The organism is Gammaproteobacteria bacterium (assembly GCA_013214945.1).
In the GTDB taxonomy this organism is placed as follows: Bacteria; Pseudomonadota; Gammaproteobacteria; order Enterobacterales; family Psychrobiaceae; genus Psychrobium.
In genome coordinates, this window is sequence record JABSRT010000028.1 from 1 (window position 1) to 24,502 (window position 24,502).

Consider the following 24,502-nt stretch of genomic DNA (forward strand, 5'->3'; position numbering starts at 1 on the left):
CTCATAATGTCACCTAAATTAATATGAGGTGAGTATATCACCTCTAGTTAGGTGGCCAAATTCACTGTACCACTACATATTCTTGTTGTTATTAACTATGGAAGACAACACCAGACCACAGATGTTGCAGTCTGGTGTTCTTGAAAATAGTTATACCTTAAATTGACTGACCACTCCTTCTATTTGTATCGCGAGATCTGTCATCAATTCGCTCTTTTGCGCGGTTTCCCGCGAGCCCTGAGCCGTCTTTTCGACTTGCACGTTGATTTCACTAACGTTAACTCTAATCTCATTAATTGCCGCATTCTGCTCTTCCGTCGCCGCCGCAATAATGTTATTTACATCGACAATAGCGCTCACCGCATGGTTTATCTGATGAAATGACTCCCCAAGCTTTTTCGTGTTATCAACACAGTCTTTGGTACGGGTTTTACTGCTGCTCATCGCATCGACAGCTTGTTCAGCACGCTGCTGCAAGCCCTCTATCATGCTTTGAATTTCAGAAGTAGAGTCTTGTGTACGCTTAGCCAATGTTCTTACTTCATCGGCCACTACGGCAAAACCTCGCCCCTGCTCGCCAGCTCGTGCGGCTTCAATTGCGGCATTAAGTGCCAACAAATTAGTTTGATCTGCTATACCACGAATAACATCTAACACTTTACCAATACTGTTGGTCTCATTAGCTAATTCATTGATCACGCCCGACGCATTATCGATATCGCTATCTAAGCGATCAATATCAAGAACTGCTATTTCGATTACTTTAGAACCATTATTTGTTTCACTGTACGATACGTTAGCATGTTCAACGGCAAGACTCGCATTAGTGGCCACCTCTTGAATTGCTGGCGCTAATTGCTCTACAGCCACCAACAGTTGTTGCAATCCATTTCGTTGCTCTAAGATCGCGTCATCGGTAATCATCGCAGTAGAGTTAACCTGCTTAGAAGAAATTGATATTTGGTTAATAGCCCCTCTTAGTTCGACAATAACCTGCTGCACGTTGCTGGCAAATAAATTAAACCCTCGCCCTAACGAAGATATTTCATCATTACTTGTGGTACTTAACCGCTTGGTTAAATCCCCCTCACCTTGGGCAATATCATCTAACGCATTAATTGCTTTATCCAGTGGCTTAAACAAAACCCTAATCATGTATACCGAAATGCATAGCACTAAGAATAGAATGACTATTTGGCTAGATAGACTGATGTTGAGCCAAAAACGTGCAGACTGCTGTGAGTCTGTGACTTGTCCTTGAGTACGGGTATTTAACACATCAAAAAATTGAGAGACTGGCTTCATGATGTTAGTGATTTCGTAGTGATATTTACTATCAAAAACAATTCGTAACGCAAAATCGGTGACACTTTCATTGGGCAATGGCTGATGAGGTCCTTGAGCAAATTGGCCGTTTTGGGCCGACACCATTGCTTGCGTTTCAGTTTCAATAAGAGCATTAGAATTGTCGCTGGCCTGTTTGATTAAGGCAAACTCTTGCGCGGAAAAATTTAACTCGCGCATGATGTCACTTTGCTTCTTTACTACTCCGGGATAGAGGCTGGCATGTACACTGCTTGGGCGAGCCACTTCACCATTACGCCATTTAACAATATTTAGATAAGCATCAAAATATTTATTGTCGCCCGTCGCAATAAAGGTCCGACAAAGTCGCGTAAGATCTAAGGATGACTGCATGAACTCATCTGCAATTAAATAAGATAGATAGCGAGTTTGAGCTTGATTGACTTGTTGTGTATTCTTATTTCTGGTTACCGTTTGCGAACTGATAGCCCCAATAATTAGTATGGTTACTACACCTAGTATACCTACTAGACGCGCCTTAATCGTTAATCCCATCTACACCCTCCTTGTGTTAATAGACAAATCGTAATCTACTAGATATAACGTACTTTGTATCATTTGGCTAGCACAGACACAAAGACACCACTCAACGAGGTTGATAAAAAATCATTCACACGCAAAAAATGAAAAGGGACACGCATAACAATATAATTGATATTCAAAGAGTTTAAGCATCATGTTCATTTTGTTAGGCAATTTTAACCATCAAATTGGTTATTCAAGAAACACTCAATCACATAGCTTTAGTGATAAAATAAAGAAATAAGGCTGATGAGGCATGCATTAGAAAAATACCGCGAATGATATTAATTACAGTTGGAATTCATCCCGTGCTATCTCTCTTTGGCACGAAAGGTCATGATTACAATCGAGCAAACTTTATTGTTTTTAAACGCTTATTATTGTTCAGTTAGACAACGCTTATGAGCCCTACCTAGATTATTTCACAACATGCCCATCGGGCCGCAGATGCTGTCAGTGCGAGGGCGACTTCGTCGTTGTTTACAGAACGCCATTACTTGTCATTTACCCACAAAAAAAGCCTCAAAATACTTGAGGCTTTTTTTCACAATATGTCCATCGGGCGGTAGTCGCTGACGCAGTCAGTGCGAGGGCGACTGCGTAGCCGCCACCGGAACGACTTAGTGCTGCTCGCTGGCTAAGTTAACTGTGTACTTAGGAATTTCTATTACTAGGTCTTCTTTGGCAACACAAGCCTGACAACCCAAGCGAGATTCGCTATCAAGTCCCCAAGCTTTGTCTAACATGTCGTCTTCAAGTTCGTCACTTTCTTCAAGTGAGTCAAAACCTTCACGAACAATTAAATGACAAGTAACACAAGCACATGATTTTTCACACGCGTGCTCAATATCAATGCCATTAGCCAGTGCGACGTCAAGAATGGTCTCACCTTCGTTCGCTTCAACAACAGCACCTTCTGGACATAGAACTTCATGTGGTAAAAAAATTACTTTTGGCATACTGCCGATCTCCGCATGCATTAGTACTCATCCTATAATGTAGTTTCGCTACGTTATAAAATGAGTAAAGAGTTAAAAACTTTGGTTTACCCAAATTAAGTAAACCAATTTAAATTAAATATTGTCGACCGACTGACCTGATAATGCCTGACGAATTGATTGGTCCATTCGACGAGCAGCAAAGTCTTGACTCACTTTGTCACAAAGCGCTATCGCATCTTTAATTGACTTAAGGTCACTGCCAGCTTGGGCGTTGGCTAATTGCGCCATTGCTTGTTCAATCAGTGATTTTTCATCGCCAGATAATAAATGAGCATCACCAAGCAAAGCACTAACCAAGCCTTCATGAACACGCGACGCTTCTACTTTTTCTTCAGCGAGCATTCGCGCTTGCATATCATCTTTGGCATAAGTCATTGAGTCTTTGATCATGTTTGCCACTTCATTGTCGGTTAAACCAAAAGATGGTTTAACTTCAATTGAAGTTTTCACGCCGCTGCTTTTTTCCATCGCGCTAACGCTTAGCAGGCCATCGGCATCTACTTGGAAAGTCACACGGATATGAGCAGCGCCGGCAGCCATTGGTGGAATGCCACGTAATTCAAAACGCGCTAGCGAACGGCAATCTTCAACCAGTTCACGCTCACCTTGTAAAATATGCAAAGCCATCGCAGTTTGACCATCTTTAAAGGTGGTAAATTCTTGCGCTTTAGCAACCGGGATCGTGGTGTTACGGCTAATGACTTTTTCAGTCAAGCCGCCCATGGTTTCAAGACCTAGTGACAGCGGTAACACATCAAGCAGTAACATATCGCTGTCGGGTTTGTTGCCCGCCAAAATATCAGCCTGAATTGCCGCGCCAATCGCCACGACTTTGTCAGGATCGATGCTGGTTAACGGCTGTTGCTCAAAGTATTGACCTACTTTGTCTCGTACTAAAGGTACACGAGTTGAACCACCCACCATCACAACTTTAAGAATGTCGCTGGTATTAATCTCAGCATCACGTACCGCACGGCGACAAGCCATTAAAGTACGTTTAACAATCGGCTGAATTAGGCTATCAAAAACCTCGCGTGACAACTGACCGTGCCAGTCATTACCACAAGGCAGGTTAAGTGTTAACTCGGTGTTGTGTTGCGCACTAAGCGATTCTTTGGCCCGACAAGCCAATTGCATAATTTCACGCTGTAGGGCCGGAGAATGGTCGCCGTCATAACCTGATTGCTCGATTATCCAATCAGCAATTATCTGATCAATATCGTCGCCACCCAGTGCAGAGTCGCCACCGGTTGCTAATACTTCAAATACGCCTTTATTTAGCCGTAAAATTGAAATATCAAACGTACCACCGCCGAGGTCATAAACGGCAATAATACCTTCTTGATCGTTATCTAGGCCATATGCAATCGCTGCGGCCGTCGGTTCGTTAAGCAATCGAAAAACTTTAACGCCTAATAATTCTGCGGCATCTTTTGTACCTTGACGCTGCGCATCATCAAAATAGGCCGGCACGGTAATGACCACGCCATCTAGTTCACCAGCTAAAGTCGATTTAGCCAGCTCAACCAGCGGTTTTAAGATTTCGCTCGAAACTTGAATAGGATTAACCACACCGTTGCGCGTTTCAATGGTCACTAAACCATTTTCAGAAGCACTGAGGTTATAAGGAAGTTCTTTATGACTCGCTTGAATATCTTTCAGGGTCCGGCCCATAAAACGCTTAACAGATACCACAGTATTAGTGGCGTCACTTACCGCATGCGCTTTCGCTTCAAGGCCAACTTTTATCTCGTGTTCACCGTAATGAACAATAGATGGGATAGAACCAACACCTTGATCATTGAGCAAGATAGTTGCTTGTCCACTGCGAACGCTAGCCACTAATGAGTTGGTGGTACCCAAATCAATGCCTACGGCTAATCGGTGCTGATGAGGGGCGCTACTTTGCCCAGGTTCTGAAATTTGTAATAGTGCCATTAGTCGATTCTTTCTAGTTAGAAACCAAGCAAACGCTCTTCAAGTTCACGAGCTTCCGCGGCCAATTTAAGCATGAATTTTAGCTTTCGAACATTATCGGCAGCCGTGTTCAATGAGGATTGATCGCCAGCGGCAAACAAATCAACGAATTGTTGCTCAAACTCGCTAATGTGTCGATCAATTTGTTGTTGGAAATCGATAATTTCTTGTTCTGGATCAGACGAAGTCGGAATGTCTTCCAGTGCTTCTCTCAATTCCATCTGCTCCATTAAAAACGTTGGGTCTTTAATGGTTTGATATTCATGAGCCAGTTCAATTCCCGCCAGCAAGAGCAAATATTCAGCACGATTAATCGGGGTTTTGAGCATGCCAAAACCATCGTTAATGCGTGCTGATTGTTGAACCGCTAACAAACGGTTCTGCTCACTAGCATTGGCGAATTTATCGGGGTGGACTGCGCGTTGCAGTTCGAGATACTTTGCCCTTAGCTCATTGGTATCTAATACATATGAGCGAGTAAGGGCAAACAATTCAAAATAATTCATAGATAAAAAAACAAATTAGACAGAAAAACTTTCACCACAACCACATTCGCCATCAACGTTAGGGTTACTAAATTCGAACCCTTCATTTAATCCGTTTTTGACAAAATCAAGTTGGGTACCATCGAGATAAACTAGGCTTTTTGCATCGACAATCACTTTAACACCGTATTGTTCAAATACCTGATCGCCTTCATCAAGCGAATCTACAAACTCGAGTACATAAGCTAAACCAGAACAACCCGAGGTTTTCACCCCAAGTCGTAGTCCGAGACCTTTACCACGATTTTCTAAAAAACTTTTAACCTGGTTGGCCGCAGACTCGGTTACAATAATTGCCATATTCTTCTTTACCTTTTTTACCATTGCCCAACGGGCTAACTTCTGCTTTTGTAATCTGCAATCGCTGCTTTAATTGCATCTTCAGCTAAGATTGAACAGTGAATTTTCACTGGAGGCAAAGCAAGTTCATCGGCGATAGTACGGTTAGTAATTTCACCCGCTTCGTCTAATGTTTTACCTTTAACCCATTCAGTTACTAATGAGCTTGACGCAATGGCGCTGCCGCAACCATAAGTTTTGAACTTTGCGTCTTCAATAATACCTTGATCATTGATTTTTAGCTGTAACTTCATTACGTCACCACAAGCTGGTGCGCCAACCATTCCGGTTGCAATTTGTGGGTCATTTTTGTCAAATGAACCAACGTTACGTGGGTTTTCGTAATGATCTAATAATTTTTCGCTGTAGGCCATGGTCGTATCTCCTAAATTGGCTAATGAGTTGCTGGTCTAAATATCAATTGCTCTAGTGAGCAACCCATTCGACACTATCTAAATCTACACCATCTTGAAACATTTCCCATAATGGTGACATTTCGCGCAACCGTTCAATTGAATTGGTCATATCGTTGATTGCGTGGTCAATATCGGCTTCGGTAGTAAAACGACCGATGCTAAAACGAATTGAGCTGTGCGCCATTTCATCGTTTAAACCAAGCGCACGTAATACGTATGAAGGCTCTAAACTGGCTGATGTACATGCACTGCCTGATGATACGGCTAAGTCTTTTAGCGCCATCATCAGTGACTCACCTTCAACGTAAGCGAAGCTGATATTGACGTTGCCAATATAACGCTGCTCTGCATCACCATTAAGGTAAGTCTCTTCAATTTTGAACATGCCAGTCATCAAGCGCTTGCTTAATGTCTCGATGTGCGCTTTGTCTTTCGCCATATCGACTTTAGCGATATGGAAAGCTTCGCCCATGCCAACAATTTGATGAGTAGCTAAAGTACCAGAACGCATACCACGCTCATGACCGCCACCGTGCATCTGTGCTTCTAAACGGATACGTGGCTTACGACGAACATAAAGTGCCCCAATGCCTTTAGGACCATAGATTTTATGGGCCGAGAATGACATTAAATCAACTTTCAACGTTGATAAATCAATGTCAACTTTACCTGCACTTTGCGCGGCATCAACATGAAAAACAATTTTACGGGCACGTAACATTTCGCCCATTGCAGCGATGTCTTGAATCACGCCAATTTCGTTATTAACGTGCATCACAGAAACCAAGATTGTGTCGTCACGCAAAGCGTCTTCAAGTTGCGCAACGCTCACTAAACCATTAGCTTGTGGATCAAGGTAAGTAACTTCAAAACCTTCACGCTCTAATTGACGGCAAGTATCTAAAACCGCTTTATGTTCAGTTTTTACGGTGACAATGTGCTTGCCTTTTTTAGCATAAAAGTGCGCAGCACCTTTAATCGCTAAATTATCAGACTCGGTCGCACCTGAAGTGAAAACGATTTCACGAGCATCGGCATTAATTAACTCTGCAACTTGGTTACGCGCGATATCAATCGACTCTTCAGCTTGCCAACCAAAACGGTGCGAACGCGATGCAGGATTGCCGAAGTTGCCTTCCATGGTTAAACAATCAACCATTTTTGCAGCAACACGAGGATCTACAGGTGTTGTCGCGGCATAATCTAGATAAATTGGAAATTTCATTTATTACTCCACACCAACCACTCGTTATGAGGTAGTTAGTATTGTCTATTGCTATTTATGGGGGGCAAACGCCCAGCACTAACCAAGTTGGTTGATGTGCAAAATATCACTTTGTAATTCTTGAACCATATTCTGTTTATTGGAGATTTCTTTAACCTCGGCATTTTCCATTAGCTCACCCAAGGTGATACTGTCCAGAAAATGCTGCATTTTTTTGCTAAAGTCATTCCATAAACTATGGGTTAAACAACGACCACTGGGTGAACAAGGTTTTTCACCTTTGCATTTCGTTGCAACTACTGAGTCGTTCACTGCCGCGATTACTGCGCCTACAGATATATCAAGCGCATCCTTCGCTAAGCGGTAGCCACCACCTGGTCCTCTGATACTGCACACCAGATCGGCTTTTCTCAACTTAGAGAACAATTGCTCTAAGTAAGATAATGAAATATGTTGCCGCGCTGAGATATCGGCTAAACACACCGGTCCAACTGACTGGTGAAGCGCAACATCAAGCATTGCGGTTACCGCATAGCGTCCTTTTGACGTTAATTTCATACTCAACCCTTGATACTCGGTATAATAGCGCCATTACAACAAACCCGACTAAACTAGTCAAGTATATGTTTGACTAAACTAGTCAAGTATATCGCATTGTACCATACGCGAATTTAGAACTCGCTAATCTTGCCGGTCATTCTTGGTTGAGCTGCGATTAGTGGCAGTTAAAATACCACGTAAAATATTAAGTTCAACCTCTTCTGGTCTTGCTCTGTTATATAAACGCCGTAATTTACTCATTATTTGACCAGGATGAGCCTTAACGATAAAACCAATCTCATTTAATGTCGTTTCAAGATGGTCAAAAAAACCATTCATTTGCGCTGAGCTTGGATATTGCTGCTGTTCATCAGTAACAGCAACTTTCTCCGTTTGGTTTAACCAAGCCATTCGAATTTCATAACAAATGGTCTGCACGGCCATCGCAAGGTTAAGCGAGCTATATTCTGGGTTAGCCGGAATGCATACATGATATTGGCATTGTTGCAGCTCTTCATTGGACAATCCGCTATTTTCACGTCCAAAAACGACGGCGACTGGGTAGTTAGGCACTTCATCCATCAGTTTTAACCCTGTTTGACGAGGATCTAACATTGGCCAAGGTAAAGTTCGCGATCGTGCACTCGCACCAATCACTAAACCACAATCCTCAATAGCTTGCGCTAAAGTAGGTTTGATAACTGCCTGCTTAAGAATATCTGCAGCTCCAGCGGCCAGCGCAACTGATTTGTCATCGATAGCGGTTTGCGGATCAACTAAGATAAGCTGTGACAGTCCCATGGTTTTCATGGCACGGGCAACACTGCCGATATTGCCGGGGTGGCTGGTACCCACCAGAATAACTTTAACCTGATCTAGGTTAGATTGGTTGGGGGTTTCTATCTTATTTTCTTGCACAAGCGATGTCCAAACAGCTAATTTTGGCGCTAGTGTAACAAACGTGCAAAAAAAAAATAGAGTAAAACTGTGAACGTGGCTCCATAAATGCACTAGTTTTACTTGCCAATTGAAAGGGCTCTGGTATTATACGCGCCGTATTTTGCTCACATTAATAACAATTATGAGCTTATCGTTCTTTAACATCCAAAGGTAAACACTATGCATCCGATGCTAAATATTGCAGTTCGGGCAGCTCGTAGCGCAGGCAAGATCATTATGCAGGCTACAGAGCAGCTAGACAAAGTTCAGGTAGAACAAAAAGGTTCAAACGATTTCGTAACTAATGTCGATCAAGAGGCTGAGCGCGCGATTATTGAAGTCATTGCTAAAGCATACCCTCATCACGGTTTTATCTGTGAAGAAAGCGGTAAATCTGGCAACGCAGACAGTGAATACCAATGGATTGTCGATCCACTTGATGGCACGACTAACTTCATTAAAGGCATCCCTCATTTCGCTGTTTCTATTGCCTTACAGGTTAATGGCAAAACTGAACAAGCTGTTGTGTTTGATCCAGTTCGTGACGAGCTATTCACCGCCACTAAAGGTGCTGGTTCACAACTAAATAATTACCGTACCCGTTCAACTAAAGCCAAAGATTTAAAAGGCACTATCGTTGCAACTGGTTTCCCGTTCAAATTAAAACACTTCAAAGATGCTTATTTAACAATCTTCTCTGACATGTTTGACGATACTGCTGATATGCGTCGTAGTGGTTCAGCTGCATTAGACCTTGCTTATGTTGCTGCTGGTCGTGTTGACGGTTTCTGGGAAATTGGCCTAAAGCCATGGGAAACTGCAGCCGGTGAATTACTGGTTAAAGAGTCTGGCGCTATTGTTACTGACTTTACGGGTGGCCACGGTTACGTAAAATCAGGCAACGTTGTTGCTGGTAACCCTAAAGTAGTTAAGGCTCTGTTATCTAAGATCCGCCCTCATCTAACACCTGCGCTTTCTCGTTAAGCTCTCAGGCCGCTAGATAAATAAAAAGCCGATGCAGCAATGCATCGGCTTTTTTTATGTTCAGGATGAAAGGTATATCGCGGTGCCAAGGCAGGAAATTAGTTCCAGACATTTCCTAAGTACCGTCTTCCATGGCGGCAATGGCAACGAGCGATGATGTTTACGACTAAAAAACACCCGAACAATATCCATTTTTGCACTTTAATTTAAGCCCGGGTGGCAAACTGTTAACATACCACCAAGTGGACTGTTCAAATAACAAACAACGCAATAGTCAGTGCTCATCAAGCTGCTACCAGCCTTTAAAAATACTTAACACAATCATCTTGTATATACAACAAAACACAAACCAAATATAATCCTACAAATCAACAAGTAACGTAATTGTTATTTTTTTTCATAACAAAGCGCCATACATTAGCTGTTTCGGGTCTAAAAAAGAGTTGCAATTAAATCAGCGGTAACTTAATGTACGCACCTATAAACGCAACGCTATCTAACAAGGTCATTACATTAATGAACAACTTCCTTCACCATCACCGCCATTTACATATTATCCGGTAACTTTCAGGAAGTTTAGCGCTGGAAGTTTACAAATATCTTCCAGGCGGTTTTGCATACTACAATCAAACCTCTGGAAGAACCCAGAGGTTTTTTTATGTTCAGGACGAACTTAATGCTGCTCAATCAGGATGAAGATAAGCAGCGATTTTAGGAGCAAAACAAGTGTCAACAAATCAAAGATTAAGAATCGCAATTCAAAAGAAAGGTCGTTTGTCAGATGAGTCAAAAAAATTACTCAAAGGCGGCGGCATCAAATTTAATACTAACTCACAGCGTTTAATTGCTCACGCCACTAATTTACCAATCGATTTATTACTTGTACGTGATGATGACATCCCGACTCTTATTATGGATGGCGTAGTTGATTTGGGCATTATCGGCGAAAATGAATTAGAAGAAATTTTTCTAGAACGCCAACAGTCTAACGCTCCGAGCGAGTATAAAACCTTAAAGCGTCTAGACTTTGGTGGTTGTCGCTTGTCATTAGCACTGCCAACTGAAATTGAATACACTGGCGTACAACAATTTTCAGGTATGCGCATTGCAACCTCTTACCCGCACTTGCTTAAGCGTTACTTAGACTCAGAAAATGTTAACTTCACAAGCTGTACCTTAAAAGGTTCGGTTGAAGTTGCTCCGCGAGCAGGCATTGCCGATGCCATTTGTGATTTAGTGTCAACGGGTGCAACCCTTGAAGCCAATGGTTTAACCGAAGCGCAAATATTCTTTCGCAGCCAAGCGGTATTAATTCAATCAGCTACCACGCTGAGCGATGAAAAGCAGAAATTATTAGATATCTTGCTAACACGTTTTAACGGCGTAATCCAAGCGCGTGAATCTAAGTACATTATGTTGCACGCACCTAAAGCCAATTTAGACAAAATTATTAGCTTATTACCTGGCGCTGAAAACCCAACTATTTTACCACTAGCTGATGCCGACAAAGTAGTCGTACACGCGGTTAGCAGTGAAACTCTGTTTTGGGAAACCATGGAAGAGTTAAAAACGCTAGGGGCCAGCTCAATCCTAGTAATGCCAATTGAAAAAATGTTGGGGTAAGACATGTTAAAACTCATATGGTCAGCACTTAGCGAACAAGAAAGACAGCAACAGCTGCAGCGCCCTGCCCTTGAAGATTCGGCGATGTTACATCAGCAAGTCGTCAATATTATCGACCAGGTAAAAAGCAACGGCGATGAGGCTTTGCGCGACCTAGCCCAGCGTTTCGATAACATCGAGATCACCGACATTGCCGTAACACCGGCGCAAATTTCTGCCGCATGTGACAATGTATCAGATGAGTTAAAACAAGCCTTAGCCATTGCTAAAGCCAATATTGAAAAATTTCACACTGCCCAGGTGGCAACACCAATTGCAGTTGAAACAAGCCCTGGCGTAAAATGTGAGCTACGCACTCAAGCATTACAAAGTGTTGGCTTATATGCGCCAGGTGGTACTGCACCATTACCATCTACGGTCTTAATGACCGCAGTACCAGCCCAAATTGCCGGTTGTGGTCGAGTTATTTTATGCTCACCACCTCCGATCTCTGACGTCATTCTATATACCGCACAATTGTGTGGTGTTGACACTATTTATCAAGTCGGTGGCGCTCAAGCTATCGCGGCCATGGCTTTTGGTAGCGAATCGATCACTAAAGTTGATAAGATTTTTGGCCCAGGTAATAAGTACGTGACCGAAGCTAAAAAACAAGTCGCGATGGTTACCGACGGCGCAGCTATCGATATGCCAGCTGGTCCATCAGAAGTATTAGTGATTGCAGACGCTGCGGCCAACCCGGCATTTATTGCCGCTGATTTACTATCGCAAGCTGAACACGGCACTGATTCACAAACGATCTTGTTAACGCCTTGCGATGCGTTAGCTCAGCAAGTATCACAGCAGGTGACCGAGCAACTGGCCACTTTGCCGCGCAAAGAAATAGCTGCTCAAGCGGTTGCGCACAGCCGAATTTTTGTCACTAAAGATTTGGCCCAAGCGATCGACATTAGCAATAGTTATGCCCCTGAGCACTTAATTATTCAGACCGAGCAACCGCGCGATGTCTTAGCATCTATTTACGCTGCAGGTTCGGTCTTTTTAGGCAAATGGAGCCCAGAGTCTGCAGGTGATTATGCCAGTGGCACCAACCACGTGTTGCCGACTTATGGTATGTGCAATAGCTATTCGAGCTTAAGCCTAGCCGATTTTACTCGCCGTTTTACGGTGCAAGAACTTAGCTATGACGGCCTTAATATCTTAGCCGCCAGCATTTGTCCGATTGCGATTGCCGAAGGCTTAGACGCGCACGCCCGCGCCGTGACGATTCGCTTAGAACAAGGAGCGAAATAATGACTGATGTTGCTGATGTCACCGTCACTTTAGCTCAGCGTTTAGCGCGACCAGAATTATTGGCGATGACGCCTTATCAGTCGGCCCGCCGTATTGGCGGCAGCGGTGATGTGTGGCTAAATGCCAATGAGTCACCTTTTGCCAATACTGCACCGGCTTATAATCGCTACCCAGAGTTTCAACCGACTGAGTTAATTAATAACTACAGCCGCTATGCCAACGTGACGACCGACCAAATTTTGGCTAGTCGCGGCGCCGACGAAGCGATTGAGCTATTAATCAGGACCTTTTGTGTATCTGGCCAAGACAGCATTAGCATTTGCACTCCAACATACGGAATGTATGCCATTAGCGCTGCTACCTGTAATGTTGCGGTAAATACCGTGCCTTTAATGGCCGACTGGCAGCTTGACCCGCAATTAGTTAATAAACTAAACGGCTCAAAAATGGTGTTTATTTGTAATCCAAATAACCCAACTGGCTCAACGCTAACCCCTGCAGAACTCGAACCTATCGTTAGCGCGCTGAGTGAGCAATGCCTAGTCGTCGTTGACGAAGCTTACATTGAGTTTTCACCACATTTAACCATGGCTGGTTTAATTGAGAAGTACGATAATCTTGTTATCTTAAGAACGTTATCTAAAGCCTTCGCGCTAGCAGGATTACGCTGTGGTTTTATGCTCGCAAATAGCGGTATTATAGACTTAGTCAAGAAAGTCATTGCACCTTACCCTGTGCCTGCGCCTGTCGGCGAAATTGCAGGTCAAAGTTTGAGCATTGCAGGGATCGAGAAAATGACTAGCCAAGTCGCCGAACTCAATCAACTTGGTGCACACTTTAGTGGCGTAGTAGGTCAATTGTCAGGCGTTAGCGAGGTATATCACTCGGGTGCTAATTTTGTCTTAATACGCTTTGACAATGATCGCTGGTTTAAGGCGTTAGGTGAAGCAGGTATCGTAGTACGTAATCAGTCGAGTGTGAAAACATTAGAAAATTGTTTACGTTTTTCAATTGGCAGTAGCAGTGAAATGGAGCGATTAATAAGCCAATTAATCAACATTTCAATGGCCATTAAATAGAGATAATTAGAGACATGAGTAATAAAATTTTATTTATCGACCGCGATGGTACGCTGGTTGAAGAGCCTGCCATCGACAAGCAATTAGACACCTTAGCTAAATTAGTGTTTGAACCAAATGTCATTCCAGTATTGCTGCAATTACAGCAAGCGGGCTACCAACTTGTGATGGTGTCTAACCAAGATGGTTTAGGTACCGACAGCTTCCCTCAGGCCGATTTTGATCTAGCACACGACAAAATGATGGACGTATTCGCCAGTCAAGGCGTGGTGTTCCAAGATGTATTAATTTGCCCACATTTTGACGAAGACAACTGCAATTGCCGCAAACCAAAACTTGGTTTAGTGAAAGATTACCTTCAGCAAGGCAAAGTCGATTTTACCACCAGCTTTGTGATTGGCGATCGCGATACCGACATTGGACTGGCAAATAACATGGGCCTTAAATCGCTGCGTTATGATCCTAAAACCTTAAACTGGAACGACATCGCACGCACTTTAACCACCCAGCCACGCATCGCAACAGTAGTCCGTAATACTAACGAAACTCAAATTAGTGTCAGCGTTGATTTAGACCAGCAAGGTGGCAGCAGCATTAGCACCGGCATTGGTTTTTTCGATCACATGTTAGATCAAATTGCGACGCACGGCGGCTTTAAGCTTGATGTTGCGGTAACGGGTGATTTACACATCGACGACCACCACAGTGTTGAAGATACCGCGATTGCCCTTGGCACCGCGCTTAAAAAAGCCTTAGGTGATAAACGTGGCATCGGCCGATTTGGTTTTACCTTGCCGATGGATGAATGTTTATGCCAATGTGCTCTCGATTTATCGGGTCGTGGTTGGCTTGAGTTTGATGCGACATTTGCCAACGAACGCGTTGGTGAGCTAGCCACTGAAATGGTCCGACACTTTTTCCACTCATTAAGCAGCGCCATGGCCGCGACATTACACTTGAGCGGTACAGGCCATAATAGCCACCACCTAGTTGAAGGCTTATTTAAAGTCTTTGGCCGTGCATTGCGCCAAGCAATCAAACTGCAAGGTAATGAAATGCCAAGCAGCAAGGGCGTGTTATGAGTCAGCAAGAACCCATTAACAACAAGCAACTAGTGATCATTGATACTGGCTGTGCCAATATCACCTCAGTGCGCTGTGCGATGGAACGTTTTGACATTGAAGTCATTGTTTCGCGCGAGCCTAGCGTGATTAAAAACGCCAGCCACGTCATCTTACCCGGTGTTGGCACGGCAGGTGCTGCAATGGCTAAGCTTGAACAATTTAAGCTGATTGAACTCATTCAAGGCCTAACTCAGCCGGTATTAGGCATTTGTCTTGGCATGCAGCTTTTAAGCAATGCTTCGGCCGAACGTGATGTCAATTGCTTGGGTTTAATCGACTCTAGTGTTACCCCGCTAAAGCCAACTGAAGGCTTGCCGCTGCCGCACATGGGCTGGAACACGTTGGGCGATTTAACCGGGCCATTATTTAACGGCTTAGACAGCGACAGTTATGTCTACTTCGTCCACAGTTTTGCGTTACCCATTGGTGATTTCACCCTAGCAAGCTGCCAATATGGTCAGAAATTTTCCGCCGCAATTGGCAAAGATAATTTCTACGGTGTGCAATTTCACCCAGAGCGTTCGGGCAAAGTTGGTGCACAAATTCTCAAAAACTTTTTGGAGCTTAACTCGTGATAATCCCTGCACTTGATTTAATTGACGGTGAAGTTGTTCGCCTATATCAGGGTGACTACGCCCAAAAAACTAGCTATGCCTTTTCGCCGGTAGAGCAATTAAAACTCTATGCAGAGCAAGGAGCAACGTGGTTGCACCTAGTCGACCTAACGGGTGCTAAAGAACCACAAAAACGCCAACTAAGCTTAATTAGCGACATGATGAATGCCGTTAGCTCAACCGGAAAAAGTGTTGGCTTGCAGGTTGGTGGTGGCATTCGTCAAGAGCAAGACTTAATTGACCTGTTCGATGCAGGTGCTTCACGCGTGGTTATTGGCTCATTAGCGGTTAAGCAACCAGAACTTATCGAGCAATGGCTGGCTAAATACGGCAGCGAAAAAATTGTGCTGGCTCTCGATCTTAATATCGATGACGCTGGCAACAAACACGTTGCGGTTCACGGCTGGCAAGAAAACTCAGGTGTAACAATTGAAGAGTTACTCAACCGCTTTATCCCACTTGGCTTAAAGCATGTGTTGTGTACCGACATCAGTAAAGACGGCACCCTAACCGGCTCAAATGTCTCTCTTTATACCGACCTAGTGCAAGATTGGCCCCAAATTCAATGGCAATCATCGGGTGGCATTGGCTCGCTAGACGATATCGCTGCACTTAACCCATGTAATGTCAGCGGCATAATTGTTGGCAGGGCGTTATTAGAAGGTAAATTTGACGTGGTGGAGGCTATCGCATGCTCGCAAAACGGATAATTCCTTGCTTAGACGTTAAAGATGGCGTGGTAGTTAAAGGCGTGCAATTTCGCAACCACGAAATCGTTGGTGAAATTGTGCCGTTGGCAAAACGTTATGCCGACGAAGGCGCCGACGAGTTAGTTTTTTATGACATTACCGCCTCAAGCGATAATCGCATTGTTGATAAAAGCTGGGTTGAGCGCATTAGCGAACAAATCAATATTCCATTTTGCGTCGCCGGTGGCATCAAAACCATCGCCGATGCCGCTAAAATTCTTGAATTTGGTGCCGACAAAATATCGATAAATTCACCGGCATTAGCCAACCCAAAGCTTATCTCTGAGCTGACCCATGAATTTGGCCAGCAATGCATTGTGGTGGGCGTTGACAGCTATTTCGACCAAGCCACTGGTTTATATCAGGTCAAACAATTTACCGGTGATGCGACAAAAACCCGCACCACGAAATGGCAAACCATTGATTGGATCCGTGAAGTTGTTGAGCGAGGCGCTGGTGAAATAGTGCTAAATGTGATGAACAAAGACGGCGTGCGTGACGGTTACGATATAGAGCAATTAAGCTTGGTCCGTGAGGCATGCTCGGTGCCTTTAATCGCCTCAGGCGGCGCAGGAACCATGGTACACTTTAAAGAAGTCTTTACCGACGCTAAAGTTGATGGCGCATTAGCGGCCAGCGTATTCCACAAAAAAATTATAGAGATTGCTGATTTAAAGCAATACCTCAGCCAACAAGGGATAGTAATCAGACCATGTTAAATATTGAACAACTAGACTGGGATAAAGTCAACCAACTGATGCCGGTCGTGGTGCAAGACGCCACTAACGGTAAAGTGCTAATGCTCGGTTACATGAACCGTGAAGCATTGACCAAAACCCTAGCGATTAAAAAAGTAACCTTCTATTCACGCACTAAACAACGCTTATGGACCAAGGGTGAAAGCTCTGGCAACCACCTTGAGCTAACCGACATCAGTAAAGATTGTGATAACGATACTTTGCTTATTATGGCTAAGCCAGTTGGCCCTACTTGCCACCTTGGCACCACCAGTTGTTTTGCCGATAGTGAAGGTTTTACCCTTGATTTTATCAGTCAGCTCGATGGCGTCATCAACCAACGTTACCTCAATCGCGATGACAAAAGCTATACCAGCTCATTGTTTGACAGCGGCGTAAAACGCATGGCTCAAAAGGTTGGTGAAGAAGGCGTTGAAGTGGCTTTAGCTGCGGCGACCGATGATCGTGCAGAATTAGTTAACGAATCATCAGATTTACTCTACCACTTATTAGTGCTGTTACGCGGTAAAGATGTGCCGCTAACTGAAGTGATTGAAAATCTTAAGCAACGCCATAAATAAAGCGTGTCATTATGCCAGACTCACAGCCTTGAGCCATGAGTCTGGTATAAGCAGTCATGATCTGTAAGTCTGGTATAAACAGTCTTGAACCATGAGTCTGTATAGACAGTCTTTAACCGTGATTCCCTATAGACAGTATTGAGCTAACAAGTACTTTTATTCCCGTGTAAACGAGTTTTTAACGTCGAAAAATGATGTCTTGCTCGCTGTAAATTACCATGCACAGTCTGCTTATTACAGCCAATCATCCGATACAAATTACGCTGCGATTGCATCCAATCTTTTTTATAATTGTCATCTCCGGTCAAAAAATCGATGCTACTTACCCGATCAACAGCGATCACCTGTTCGATTAACGCGGCCGTTAACACTGTGCCAACACTGGTTTTTCTATAACTGGTTCGATAGGCCAATTTAAAGATATAAGCCGTACCATTACTCACAAACCATATTTGTGCAGCGACTGGCACTTCTTGGTGATAAATCAAGCCCAACCTTAATTCATCTTTTTTCCAAGCATCAATGACAATGGCATCGATAAAGGCAGGAAAAGGCTCTATTATTTTCCAACTGTCGTAATAAACGTGATGATAGTGCGCTAAATGTTTTTTTAACGATTGCAATGATTTCGGTGCAACGATTTTTATTTGATAACCACCTAACTGTTCAAGCTTGCGCTGCTTTCTCTTGAGGGTATTGCGTAAAATACTCGGTCTGAGCGACCAATAATGATCTAAGTCTTTAATGTTATCGTGATACCAATTAACCGAATATGGATAAACAGCAGCACTAAAGCCGGTTGCCTCAAGGGCCTGCTGCCAAACCATTGCATCATTTTGATACAATGGAAAAAAATCAATCACATCAAATTTTTCGATCTCGGGCTTAGCCGCTAACATCGCAGCAACATGATCTTGATTAGATACAACTTGGTTGCCAGTCATTTTGAAATTTGGGCTGTAGTAATTGGTTAAACTGTTGAGAGTCTTCATGCCATGTACTTGACTGATCGCTAGCGGTAAAAAAAACTCCTTATTATGCTGTGAAAATACCAAGGTGGCGGGGGAAAAATTTTGATCACAAATGTGCTGTTCAAACCGCTTAACCCAATCAAGACGATTAAATAGTGATACGGTAGTTAGCTGGGCACAATTGGCTTCATTATTTGTTTCAAATAGTTGATAGTTCACTTTATTTCCTTGTGACGCCGTCACTTTTTTTCAATTTTTTTATTAAACCAATGCCTCGTTCAACCACCGGAAAGCGGTAACACGAACCGTTATACATTGAGCGCTGCTCAGTTGACCAATACAGCTGTTCCTTACTAGCATTGGTATAAAAATCAATGTACTTGCTAACTTTTTCAATAAACAAATATTCAATTAATTTATAACGATTAACATTGCCTAATGAATAGCGGCTGTATTGCTCGTCAAAAGTTGTTTTAAGGATAATCAAAGTCTGTTGATTAAAGATGCACAGCCGAGAAGCCACTAAGTTATCGTCGATATAACTCTCGAACACTAACGCTTGCTGGTTATGCGAAAAAAGCTCAAGCAATGCCCCATAAAATTGGCCCTGAGTATTGGCCGGATGTATTGCGGTACCATTGCGCCCTTTCCACCCTTGGCTTTCTAACATGCCATAACGGTCGACTGCAGCCGCAATTTCGTGCAGCTCAGTGGTTACTTTATTGCTTAAATTGATATTGCTTTTTACTAGTCGATTAAAGCTTTGAGCCATATCTTTACGCAGCCGTTTGGAACGGCTACGCCAATAGGTTTCAAAATCGTTTTCTAGTACTAACTTTATATTTTTAGCATGATGTTGTAACTGACTAATATTATTAATTGCGCCATGATGTTCTTGTGGATCTAAACTTAATAAATCGAGCTTAATCGCTTGACCACCCAACGCACTAATTAGTCCGGCGCTGTTAAAGTCGACCTCTGGGGCCAATAACAAAAAAGCAATTTGACTTTGGCTCGGCATATAGTTTTTCCAACAACCGAACCCTGTTTTTTGCAATAATAATATTGCCACCAGCTCAGAATCAACGTGACCAATAACAACGTCAATGTCCCCAGGGTAGTACTTAACTAAGGTCGATACAAACCGAGGATCTAACATCGGATTATGTGAATGAAACTGCTGATACAACGTTTGCCATTGCTGCCATAATTGATCTGAACATTGTGCTATCGGAGTGACCTTCCAATTAACTCGCTTCATCAAAATTCCCCTTTAAGCATGCAACAATGCAATCAAGATCTGCGGGTGATAAATCCTGATGGCAAGGCAATTGAACCAACCGAGAACGATAACTGCGGCTAATGCGGCACGCGCTTGGCATAAGCTCTTCCCACCGATATATTTGAATAGCTTGCTGCCTAATATGACTAAAACCTGCCTCACTATGTAATAAAAAAGGCACAACATAAGGCGTAACGTGATCACCAAGCTCAGGCATTAACAGCTCACCCCAACTACTATTCGCTAAATGAGTCGCCAAATATTGGTAATTACTGCGCCGAGCGCTGACGATTTTAGCCTTATCCGTTTGACAGATTTTCGATTTAGTAACGTCCGCGATATTTTTACTCATTTTGTCCTGATTAAAATAACGAAAACTGCTGACCTTTTTATCACTAAATTTATTGTATAGTCTGCGCCACCACTGCTTTACCTTACTAACTCGATAGTCTGGCAAACATGTTAATATTTGTTTGTATTGACCAATAGTTAAATTATCGGATCGAAGCAGTATTTCGGCGCCCTGCGTGACCGGATAAAATTTAATTAAACTCGTTACTGCAACATCACCATATAGTTGTTCAAAAAACGCAGCATGCGCTAAGTCTTCAATTAACAGTAAATTATGCTGGTGACAAAATTGTGCCAATCGCTTAATTTCACAATCAAAGCCAAAATATCGAATGCCTACGACCGCATCATTTACTTCGATATTTTGGCTTAAAAAATCAAAATCAGGCGTTAACAGCTTTGTTACCGGATAATATTTAAGCGTTTTATTGGCAGCTAGTAAGGGTTCAACTAGTGCTGGGCAATGATAACTGGGCAGCCAAACAGTTGCCGACGCTATCGCTTTCGCAATGACATACAGCCCAGTACGGGCATGGTCTAATAGGCCTAAACTAATAATGTTATCTGGTAAAAGACGAGTGTCGTTATTGGTCAATAAAAGCTCTGTTGGCTGCTGGGTTGGTAAAGCTAAGATTTTGGCCGCGACAAAATCCTTAGCGTCGGCCAGCGGCGATGAAAATTCCATTTCTTGACTCTCGATAAGTTAAACATTAATTGCTCATATAATTAATGTTATTGGTATTAATACAGTTTAGTAAAGTCCCGTCTTTAATGTTTTTTATTAAGCAGTTAATTTTATATATTAAAAAACAATTAACCAAAGGTTAAAATATCAGCGAGCATTTTGACTGAGAACGATGCAAAAAATTAGATTTACGACTAGTATATTGATTAATAGGGTCAGCATTAAAATAGTATATTGTCGACTCGACAACCATAAAAGGAATTATATTGTGTTAAGACAATGGAGTAGACAACTCGCCTCGAGTCATAAAATTAGCTTATTTAGTCAAATAAAAGCCATTTCCCATTGCCGTATGGTCAGCCGGATTGGAGTATCAGAGTATTTTGAACTTAAACTATTTGACCGGGCCACTTTCCCAGAGCCACAACGTTGTATTGGCCGGGTTCTCAGTGCAAAAATAGACAAAGTACTTAATAGCGATGCATGGCGGGCAACTGCTAACAATAAAATTCTCAATTATTCTTTGCTAGCCCATTACAATTTACCTATTCCAACCACTGTTGCCACATACAAAGCAATGCCTCTGGGCATAGCTAATGAAAAAAAACTAAATGACGCGCAGCAATTGAGCGATTTTTTTGCAACAAACACTGACTATCCTTTGTTTCTCAAACCAGTTCATGGAAGTTATGGCCAAGGCACTTTTTCGCTCACTGCGTTTAATCCCAACACCCAAAGCTTCACTAGTAAAGCGGGTGCAGACGTTGAGCTGTCGACTGTATTAGCGGTCGCTGACAATCCCAAACACCAAGGTTTACTGATCCAGCGTTGTTTAGTGCCCCACCCACGGGTTCTTGAAACAGTAGGGCCTAATACTAGCTGTGTTCGATTTATCTTAATTAAGGATGGTTCGGATGTATTCATTCATCGGGCATTTTGGAAAATAGCCACCAAAGGCAATATTACCGACAACTTTTCCTATGGTAAACATGGTAATTTATTAGCAGATATCGATGTTGATACAGGAAAAGTAACACGGGTTATCGGTGGCTTGTGGCCTGATACCACGCAGCATGTTAATCACCCCGACTCGGGGATGGCGTTGCTCGACTTTCAATTACCCGACTGGCAACAAGCAGTCGCACAGTGTATCCAGGCATCTAATATCTTTTCAGGTTTATCGTTGCAAAGCTGGGATGTTGCTTTTTGTGCAGACGGCCCGGTGTTAATGGAGCTCAATACCGAACCCAATTTGGAAGTACCGCAGATGTTATCCGAGCAAGCGTTTCTTGATGACCGTTTATTGGCCATATTAAAACAACGAGGCTGGTAAAGCAGCTAGTCCGCGCAGGTAGCGAGCTCAGTCATCGTGGTTAGGCTTAATCATTGGATGATTGAGTGCTTGTTGTTTAAGTGCTTTTTTTTCTTTGCGACGGCGGCTAAAAAAATCACTAATTTTATTGGCGCATATTTCAGCCATTAATCCAGATTCTAGTTCAACTTGGTGGTTCAATTGAGGATGAACCATGATATCGAACACTGAGCCACCAGCCCCAGTTTTTAGATCGCTAGCACCGTAGACAACCCGTTTAACCCGACTATGAACAATAGCACCCGCACACATTGCACAAGGCTCCAGCGTGACATAGAGCGTCGCATCAAGAATTCGGTAATTATTAATTGTTTTTCCGCCATCGCGTAACGCCATAATTTCAGCATGAGCACAGGGATCGTTTTGGTTGATTACCAAATTCCAACCTTGACCGATCACTTGATCATTTAAGACTAAGACTGCACCCACTGGTACTTCGCCCAACTGCTCGGCTTTATCGGCCAAGGTTAAAGCATACTCCATCCAATGCCGATCTTTTTGTGCGGCCGACATCTCGACTAAATTACTCATAACGTCCTTAAACTACGTTTCATCAATAAAAAAGCCTGCACACGGCAGGCTTTTTATCTACTTAATCAAAGTAAAATTAAGTATTTATTCCCACTCAATCGTTGCTGGCGGCTTACCACTGATGTCATAAACTACCCGAGAGATACCATCAATTTCATTGATAATTCGGTTAGAAACATGTCCTAACAATTCGTAAGGAAGATGCGACCAAATGGCCGTCATGAAATCAACAGTTTCAACACAACGTAGTGACACTACCCAGTCGTACTTACGACCGTCACCCATTACGCCAACCGACTTAACCGGTAGGAATACGGTGAATGCCTGACTTACTTTGTGGTACATGTCTGCTTTATGCAGTTCTTCAATGAAGATTGCGTCAGCGCGGCGTAATAAATCACAGTATTCTTTTTTCACTTCACCAAGTACACGCACACCTAAACCAGGCCCTGGGAACGGGTGACGGTATAACATGTCGTATGGTAAACCAAGCTCTAAACCAATGCGGCGAACTTCATCTTTAAATAACTCACGTAATGGCTCAACTAAGCCCATTTCCATGTCGTCTGGCAAACCACCAACGTTATGGTGTGATTTAATTACATGCGCTTTACCCGTGCCAGCAGCAGCAGATTCGATAACATCAGGGTAAATAGTGCCCTGTGCTAACCATTTAGCGTTTTCAAGCTTTTTAGATTCTTCATCAAAGATATCAACAAAGACATGACCAATGATTTTACGCTTAGCTTCTGGTTCGTCTTCACCTTTTAAGGCATCAAGGAAACGTTGCTCGCCTTCGATATGAATAATCTTTAAGCCGAAATGATCGCCAAACATGTCCATTACTTGCTCAGCTTCATTTAAACGTAATAAACCGTTATCAACAAAAACACACGTTAGCTTGTCGCCAATCGCGCGCTGAAGCAGCATAGCGGTAACAGACGAATCAACGCCGCCAGACAAACCAAGAATAACTTCATCATCGCCGACTTGCTCTTTAATGCGAGCGATAGCATCGTCAATGATAGAACCCGCAGTCCAGTTCTTTTCACAGCCACAAATATCAACCACAAAACGCTCTAATAAACGACCGCCTTGCTTGGTATGTGTAACTTCAGGGTGGAATTGAACCCCGTAGAAACGACGTTCTTCATCAGCCATTGCCGCATAAGGACAGCTATCTGTTTTAGCAATTGTTTGAAAGCTTGCTGGAATAGTCGCGACTTTATCACCGTGGCTCATCCAAACATCTAAGAAAGAGTTACCGTCGATAAGTTCGTCTTCAATATTTTTAAATAATGCTGACTCACCAACCAATTCCACTTTAGCATAACCAAACTCACGTTCATTTGATGTTTCAACGCTGCCGCCAAGCTGTGCTGACATGGTTTGCATGCCATAACATACGCCTAATACCGGTACACCAGCTTCAAAAACATAAGCAGGTGCAGCAGGTGAATCTTTTAGTGTTACTGATTCTGGGCCACCTGATAAAATGATACCGTTTGGATTAAATTCACGGATTTTTTCTTCCGAAACATCCCAGCCCCAAAGTTCACAATAAACGCCAAGTTCACGAATGCGGCGAGCGATAAGTTGAGTATACTGCGATCCAAAATCAAGGATTAATATACGATGGTCATGTATGTTGCTCATG

The 24,502-nt window shown here is 43.0% G+C and carries 24 protein-coding genes; 10 read left to right on the plus strand and 14 right to left on the minus strand.

The features are described from left to right. Positions 1–150 precede the first annotated feature (150 nt). From HRU23_17590 to trmJ, 9 genes are all read right to left on the minus strand, one after another. Positions 151–1,860, minus strand: coding sequence for a methyl-accepting chemotaxis protein (locus tag HRU23_17590; protein NRA55954.1), 1,710 nt, complete (start codon positions 1,858–1,860; stop codon positions 151–153). A gap of 647 nt (positions 1,861–2,507) precedes the next feature. Then, complete coding sequence (fdx, locus tag HRU23_17595; GenBank protein ID NRA55955.1) at positions 2,508–2,846, minus strand: ISC system 2Fe-2S type ferredoxin; 339 nt, start codon at positions 2,844–2,846, stop codon at positions 2,508–2,510. 114 nt (positions 2,847–2,960) lie between these two features. After that, entirely contained in the window at positions 2,961–4,826 is a 1,866-nt protein-coding gene (hscA, locus tag HRU23_17600) for a Fe-S protein assembly chaperone HscA (GenBank protein NRA55956.1), read from the minus strand. A 17-nt stretch (positions 4,827–4,843) separates the two neighbouring features. Further along, the gene (gene hscB / locus HRU23_17605; GenBank protein NRA55957.1) at positions 4,844–5,371 is read right to left on the minus strand and encodes a co-chaperone HscB; all 528 of its coding nucleotides are present in this window, start codon (positions 5,369–5,371) and stop codon (positions 4,844–4,846) included. A 15-nt stretch (positions 5,372–5,386) separates the two neighbouring features. Then, entirely contained in the window at positions 5,387–5,710 is a 324-nt protein-coding gene (gene iscA / locus HRU23_17610) for an iron-sulfur cluster assembly protein IscA (GenBank protein ID NRA55958.1), read from the minus strand. Positions 5,711–5,745: 35 nt separating this feature from the next. After that, positions 5,746–6,123 carry a Fe-S cluster assembly scaffold IscU gene (gene iscU, locus HRU23_17615; protein ID NRA55959.1) on the minus strand — a complete coding sequence of 126 codons (378 nt, stop codon included), beginning with the start codon at positions 6,121–6,123 and terminating at the stop codon, positions 5,746–5,748. 52 nt (positions 6,124–6,175) lie between these two features. Next, a complete protein-coding gene (locus tag HRU23_17620; GenBank protein NRA55960.1) occupies positions 6,176–7,390 on the minus strand; it encodes an IscS subfamily cysteine desulfurase in 1,215 nt (404 codons plus the stop codon). A 78-nt stretch (positions 7,391–7,468) separates the two neighbouring features. Further along, positions 7,469–7,948, minus strand: a complete 480-nt coding sequence (locus HRU23_17625; protein NRA55961.1) for a Fe-S cluster assembly transcription factor — start codon at positions 7,946–7,948, stop codon at positions 7,469–7,471. 123 nt (positions 7,949–8,071) lie between these two features. Beyond that, the gene (trmJ, locus tag HRU23_17630; protein ID NRA55962.1) at positions 8,072–8,833 is read right to left on the minus strand and encodes a tRNA (cytosine(32)/uridine(32)-2'-O)-methyltransferase TrmJ; all 762 of its coding nucleotides are present in this window, start codon (positions 8,831–8,833) and stop codon (positions 8,072–8,074) included. A gap of 216 nt (positions 8,834–9,049) precedes the next feature. Here trmJ and suhB point away from each other — a divergent pair, with 216 nt between their 5' ends. From suhB to HRU23_17675, 9 genes are all read left to right on the plus strand, one after another. Continuing rightward, complete coding sequence (gene suhB / locus HRU23_17635) at positions 9,050–9,853, plus strand: inositol-1-monophosphatase (GenBank protein NRA55963.1); 804 nt, start codon at positions 9,050–9,052, stop codon at positions 9,851–9,853. 726 nt (positions 9,854–10,579) lie between these two features. Next, the gene (gene hisG, locus HRU23_17640) at positions 10,580–11,476 is read left to right on the plus strand and encodes an ATP phosphoribosyltransferase (GenBank protein ID NRA55964.1); all 897 of its coding nucleotides are present in this window, start codon (positions 10,580–10,582) and stop codon (positions 11,474–11,476) included. A gap of 3 nt (positions 11,477–11,479) precedes the next feature. Beyond that, positions 11,480–12,769: a histidinol dehydrogenase gene (gene hisD / locus HRU23_17645; protein NRA55965.1), complete on the plus strand. Its 1,290-nt coding sequence runs from the start codon at positions 11,480–11,482 to the stop codon at positions 12,767–12,769. Continuing rightward, complete coding sequence (locus HRU23_17650; protein ID NRA55966.1) at positions 12,769–13,848, plus strand: histidinol-phosphate transaminase; 1,080 nt, start codon at positions 12,769–12,771, stop codon at positions 13,846–13,848. Before hisD ends, HRU23_17650 begins: the two co-directional genes overlap by 1 nt. A gap of 14 nt (positions 13,849–13,862) precedes the next feature. Beyond that, entirely contained in the window at positions 13,863–14,930 is a 1,068-nt protein-coding gene (hisB, locus tag HRU23_17655; protein NRA55967.1) for a bifunctional histidinol-phosphatase/imidazoleglycerol-phosphate dehydratase HisB, read from the plus strand. Continuing rightward, a complete protein-coding gene (gene hisH / locus HRU23_17660) occupies positions 14,927–15,547 on the plus strand; it encodes an imidazole glycerol phosphate synthase subunit HisH (protein NRA55968.1) in 621 nt (206 codons plus the stop codon). Before hisB ends, hisH begins: the two co-directional genes overlap by 4 nt. Continuing rightward, positions 15,544–16,296, plus strand: a complete 753-nt coding sequence (hisA, locus tag HRU23_17665) for a 1-(5-phosphoribosyl)-5-[(5-phosphoribosylamino)methylideneamino]imidazole-4-carboxamide isomerase (protein NRA55969.1) — start codon at positions 15,544–15,546, stop codon at positions 16,294–16,296. Before hisH ends, hisA begins: the two co-directional genes overlap by 4 nt. Beyond that, positions 16,278–17,054, plus strand: a complete 777-nt coding sequence (hisF, locus tag HRU23_17670; protein NRA55970.1) for an imidazole glycerol phosphate synthase subunit HisF — start codon at positions 16,278–16,280, stop codon at positions 17,052–17,054. The genes hisA and hisF overlap by 19 nt, the downstream gene beginning before the upstream one ends. Beyond that, entirely contained in the window at positions 17,048–17,653 is a 606-nt protein-coding gene (locus HRU23_17675; protein NRA55971.1) for a bifunctional phosphoribosyl-AMP cyclohydrolase/phosphoribosyl-ATP diphosphatase HisIE, read from the plus strand. The genes hisF and HRU23_17675 overlap by 7 nt, the downstream gene beginning before the upstream one ends. Before the next feature lie 143 nt (positions 17,654–17,796). On the opposite strand, the gene HRU23_17680 is transcribed toward HRU23_17675, so the two are convergent. Genes HRU23_17680 through HRU23_17690 form a run of 3 tightly spaced genes read right to left on the minus strand, consistent with a single transcriptional unit; the run spans position 17,797 to position 20,942 of the window. Then, the gene (locus HRU23_17680; GenBank protein ID NRA55972.1) at positions 17,797–18,843 is read right to left on the minus strand and encodes a GNAT family N-acetyltransferase; all 1,047 of its coding nucleotides are present in this window, start codon (positions 18,841–18,843) and stop codon (positions 17,797–17,799) included. Position 18,844: 1 nt separating this feature from the next. Continuing rightward, positions 18,845–19,885, minus strand: a complete 1,041-nt coding sequence (locus HRU23_17685) for a GNAT family N-acetyltransferase (protein ID NRA55973.1) — start codon at positions 19,883–19,885, stop codon at positions 18,845–18,847. Next, positions 19,872–20,942 (minus strand): DegT/DnrJ/EryC1/StrS family aminotransferase, encoded by a 1,071-nt coding sequence (locus HRU23_17690; GenBank protein NRA55974.1) that lies wholly within the window; start codon positions 20,940–20,942, stop codon positions 19,872–19,874. Before HRU23_17690 ends, HRU23_17685 begins: the two co-directional genes overlap by 14 nt. 268 nt (positions 20,943–21,210) lie before the next feature. Between HRU23_17690 and HRU23_17695 the strand changes: the two genes are divergently transcribed. Next, positions 21,211–22,275, plus strand: a complete 1,065-nt coding sequence (locus HRU23_17695; GenBank protein NRA55975.1) for a hypothetical protein — start codon at positions 21,211–21,213, stop codon at positions 22,273–22,275. A 27-nt stretch (positions 22,276–22,302) separates the two neighbouring features. On the opposite strand, the gene tadA is transcribed toward HRU23_17695, so the two are convergent. Together tadA and guaA are read right to left on the minus strand one after the other, a co-directional pair. Further along, a complete protein-coding gene (tadA, locus tag HRU23_17700; protein NRA55976.1) occupies positions 22,303–22,845 on the minus strand; it encodes a tRNA adenosine(34) deaminase TadA in 543 nt (180 codons plus the stop codon). Between the two features lie 84 nt (positions 22,846–22,929). Next, positions 22,930–24,501 carry a glutamine-hydrolyzing GMP synthase gene (gene guaA, locus HRU23_17705; protein ID NRA55977.1) on the minus strand — a complete coding sequence of 524 codons (1,572 nt, stop codon included), beginning with the start codon at positions 24,499–24,501 and terminating at the stop codon, positions 22,930–22,932. Position 24,502: the final 1 nt, after the last annotated feature.

Coding starts and splice junctions, on each gene's coding strand:
- hisB (NRA55967.1), top strand. CDS start 13,863: ATGAGTAATAAAATTTTATTTATCGACCGCGATGGTACGCTGGTTGAA.
- hisF (NRA55970.1), top strand. CDS start 16,278: ATGCTCGCAAAACGGATAATTCCTTGCTTAGACGTTAAAGATGGCGTG.
- guaA (NRA55977.1), bottom strand. CDS start 24,501: ATGAGCAACATACATGACCATCGTATATTAATCCTTGATTTTGGATCG.
- suhB (NRA55963.1), top strand. CDS start 9,050: ATGCATCCGATGCTAAATATTGCAGTTCGGGCAGCTCGTAGCGCAGGC.
- fdx (NRA55955.1), bottom strand. CDS start 2,846: ATGCCAAAAGTAATTTTTTTACCACATGAAGTTCTATGTCCAGAAGGT.
- hisD (NRA55965.1), top strand. CDS start 11,480: ATGTTAAAACTCATATGGTCAGCACTTAGCGAACAAGAAAGACAGCAA.
- HRU23_17625 (NRA55961.1), bottom strand. CDS start 7,948: ATGAAATTAACGTCAAAAGGACGCTATGCGGTAACCGCAATGCTTGAT.
- HRU23_17650 (NRA55966.1), top strand. CDS start 12,769: ATGACTGATGTTGCTGATGTCACCGTCACTTTAGCTCAGCGTTTAGCG.
- HRU23_17675 (NRA55971.1), top strand. CDS start 17,048: ATGTTAAATATTGAACAACTAGACTGGGATAAAGTCAACCAACTGATG.
- hscB (NRA55957.1), bottom strand. CDS start 5,371: ATGAATTATTTTGAATTGTTTGCCCTTACTCGCTCATATGTATTAGAT.
- hisH (NRA55968.1), top strand. CDS start 14,927: ATGAGTCAGCAAGAACCCATTAACAACAAGCAACTAGTGATCATTGAT.
- iscA (NRA55958.1), bottom strand. CDS start 5,710: ATGGCAATTATTGTAACCGAGTCTGCGGCCAACCAGGTTAAAAGTTTT.
- HRU23_17685 (NRA55973.1), bottom strand. CDS start 19,885: ATGAAGCGAGTTAATTGGAAGGTCACTCCGATAGCACAATGTTCAGAT.
- hscA (NRA55956.1), bottom strand. CDS start 4,826: ATGGCACTATTACAAATTTCAGAACCTGGGCAAAGTAGCGCCCCTCAT.
- iscU (NRA55959.1), bottom strand. CDS start 6,123: ATGGCCTACAGCGAAAAATTATTAGATCATTACGAAAACCCACGTAAC.
- HRU23_17590 (NRA55954.1), bottom strand. CDS start 1,860: ATGGGATTAACGATTAAGGCGCGTCTAGTAGGTATACTAGGTGTAGTA.
- HRU23_17620 (NRA55960.1), bottom strand. CDS start 7,390: ATGAAATTTCCAATTTATCTAGATTATGCCGCGACAACACCTGTAGAT.
- HRU23_17690 (NRA55974.1), bottom strand. CDS start 20,942: ATGGAATTTTCATCGCCGCTGGCCGACGCTAAGGATTTTGTCGCGGCC.
- tadA (NRA55976.1), bottom strand. CDS start 22,845: ATGAGTAATTTAGTCGAGATGTCGGCCGCACAAAAAGATCGGCATTGG.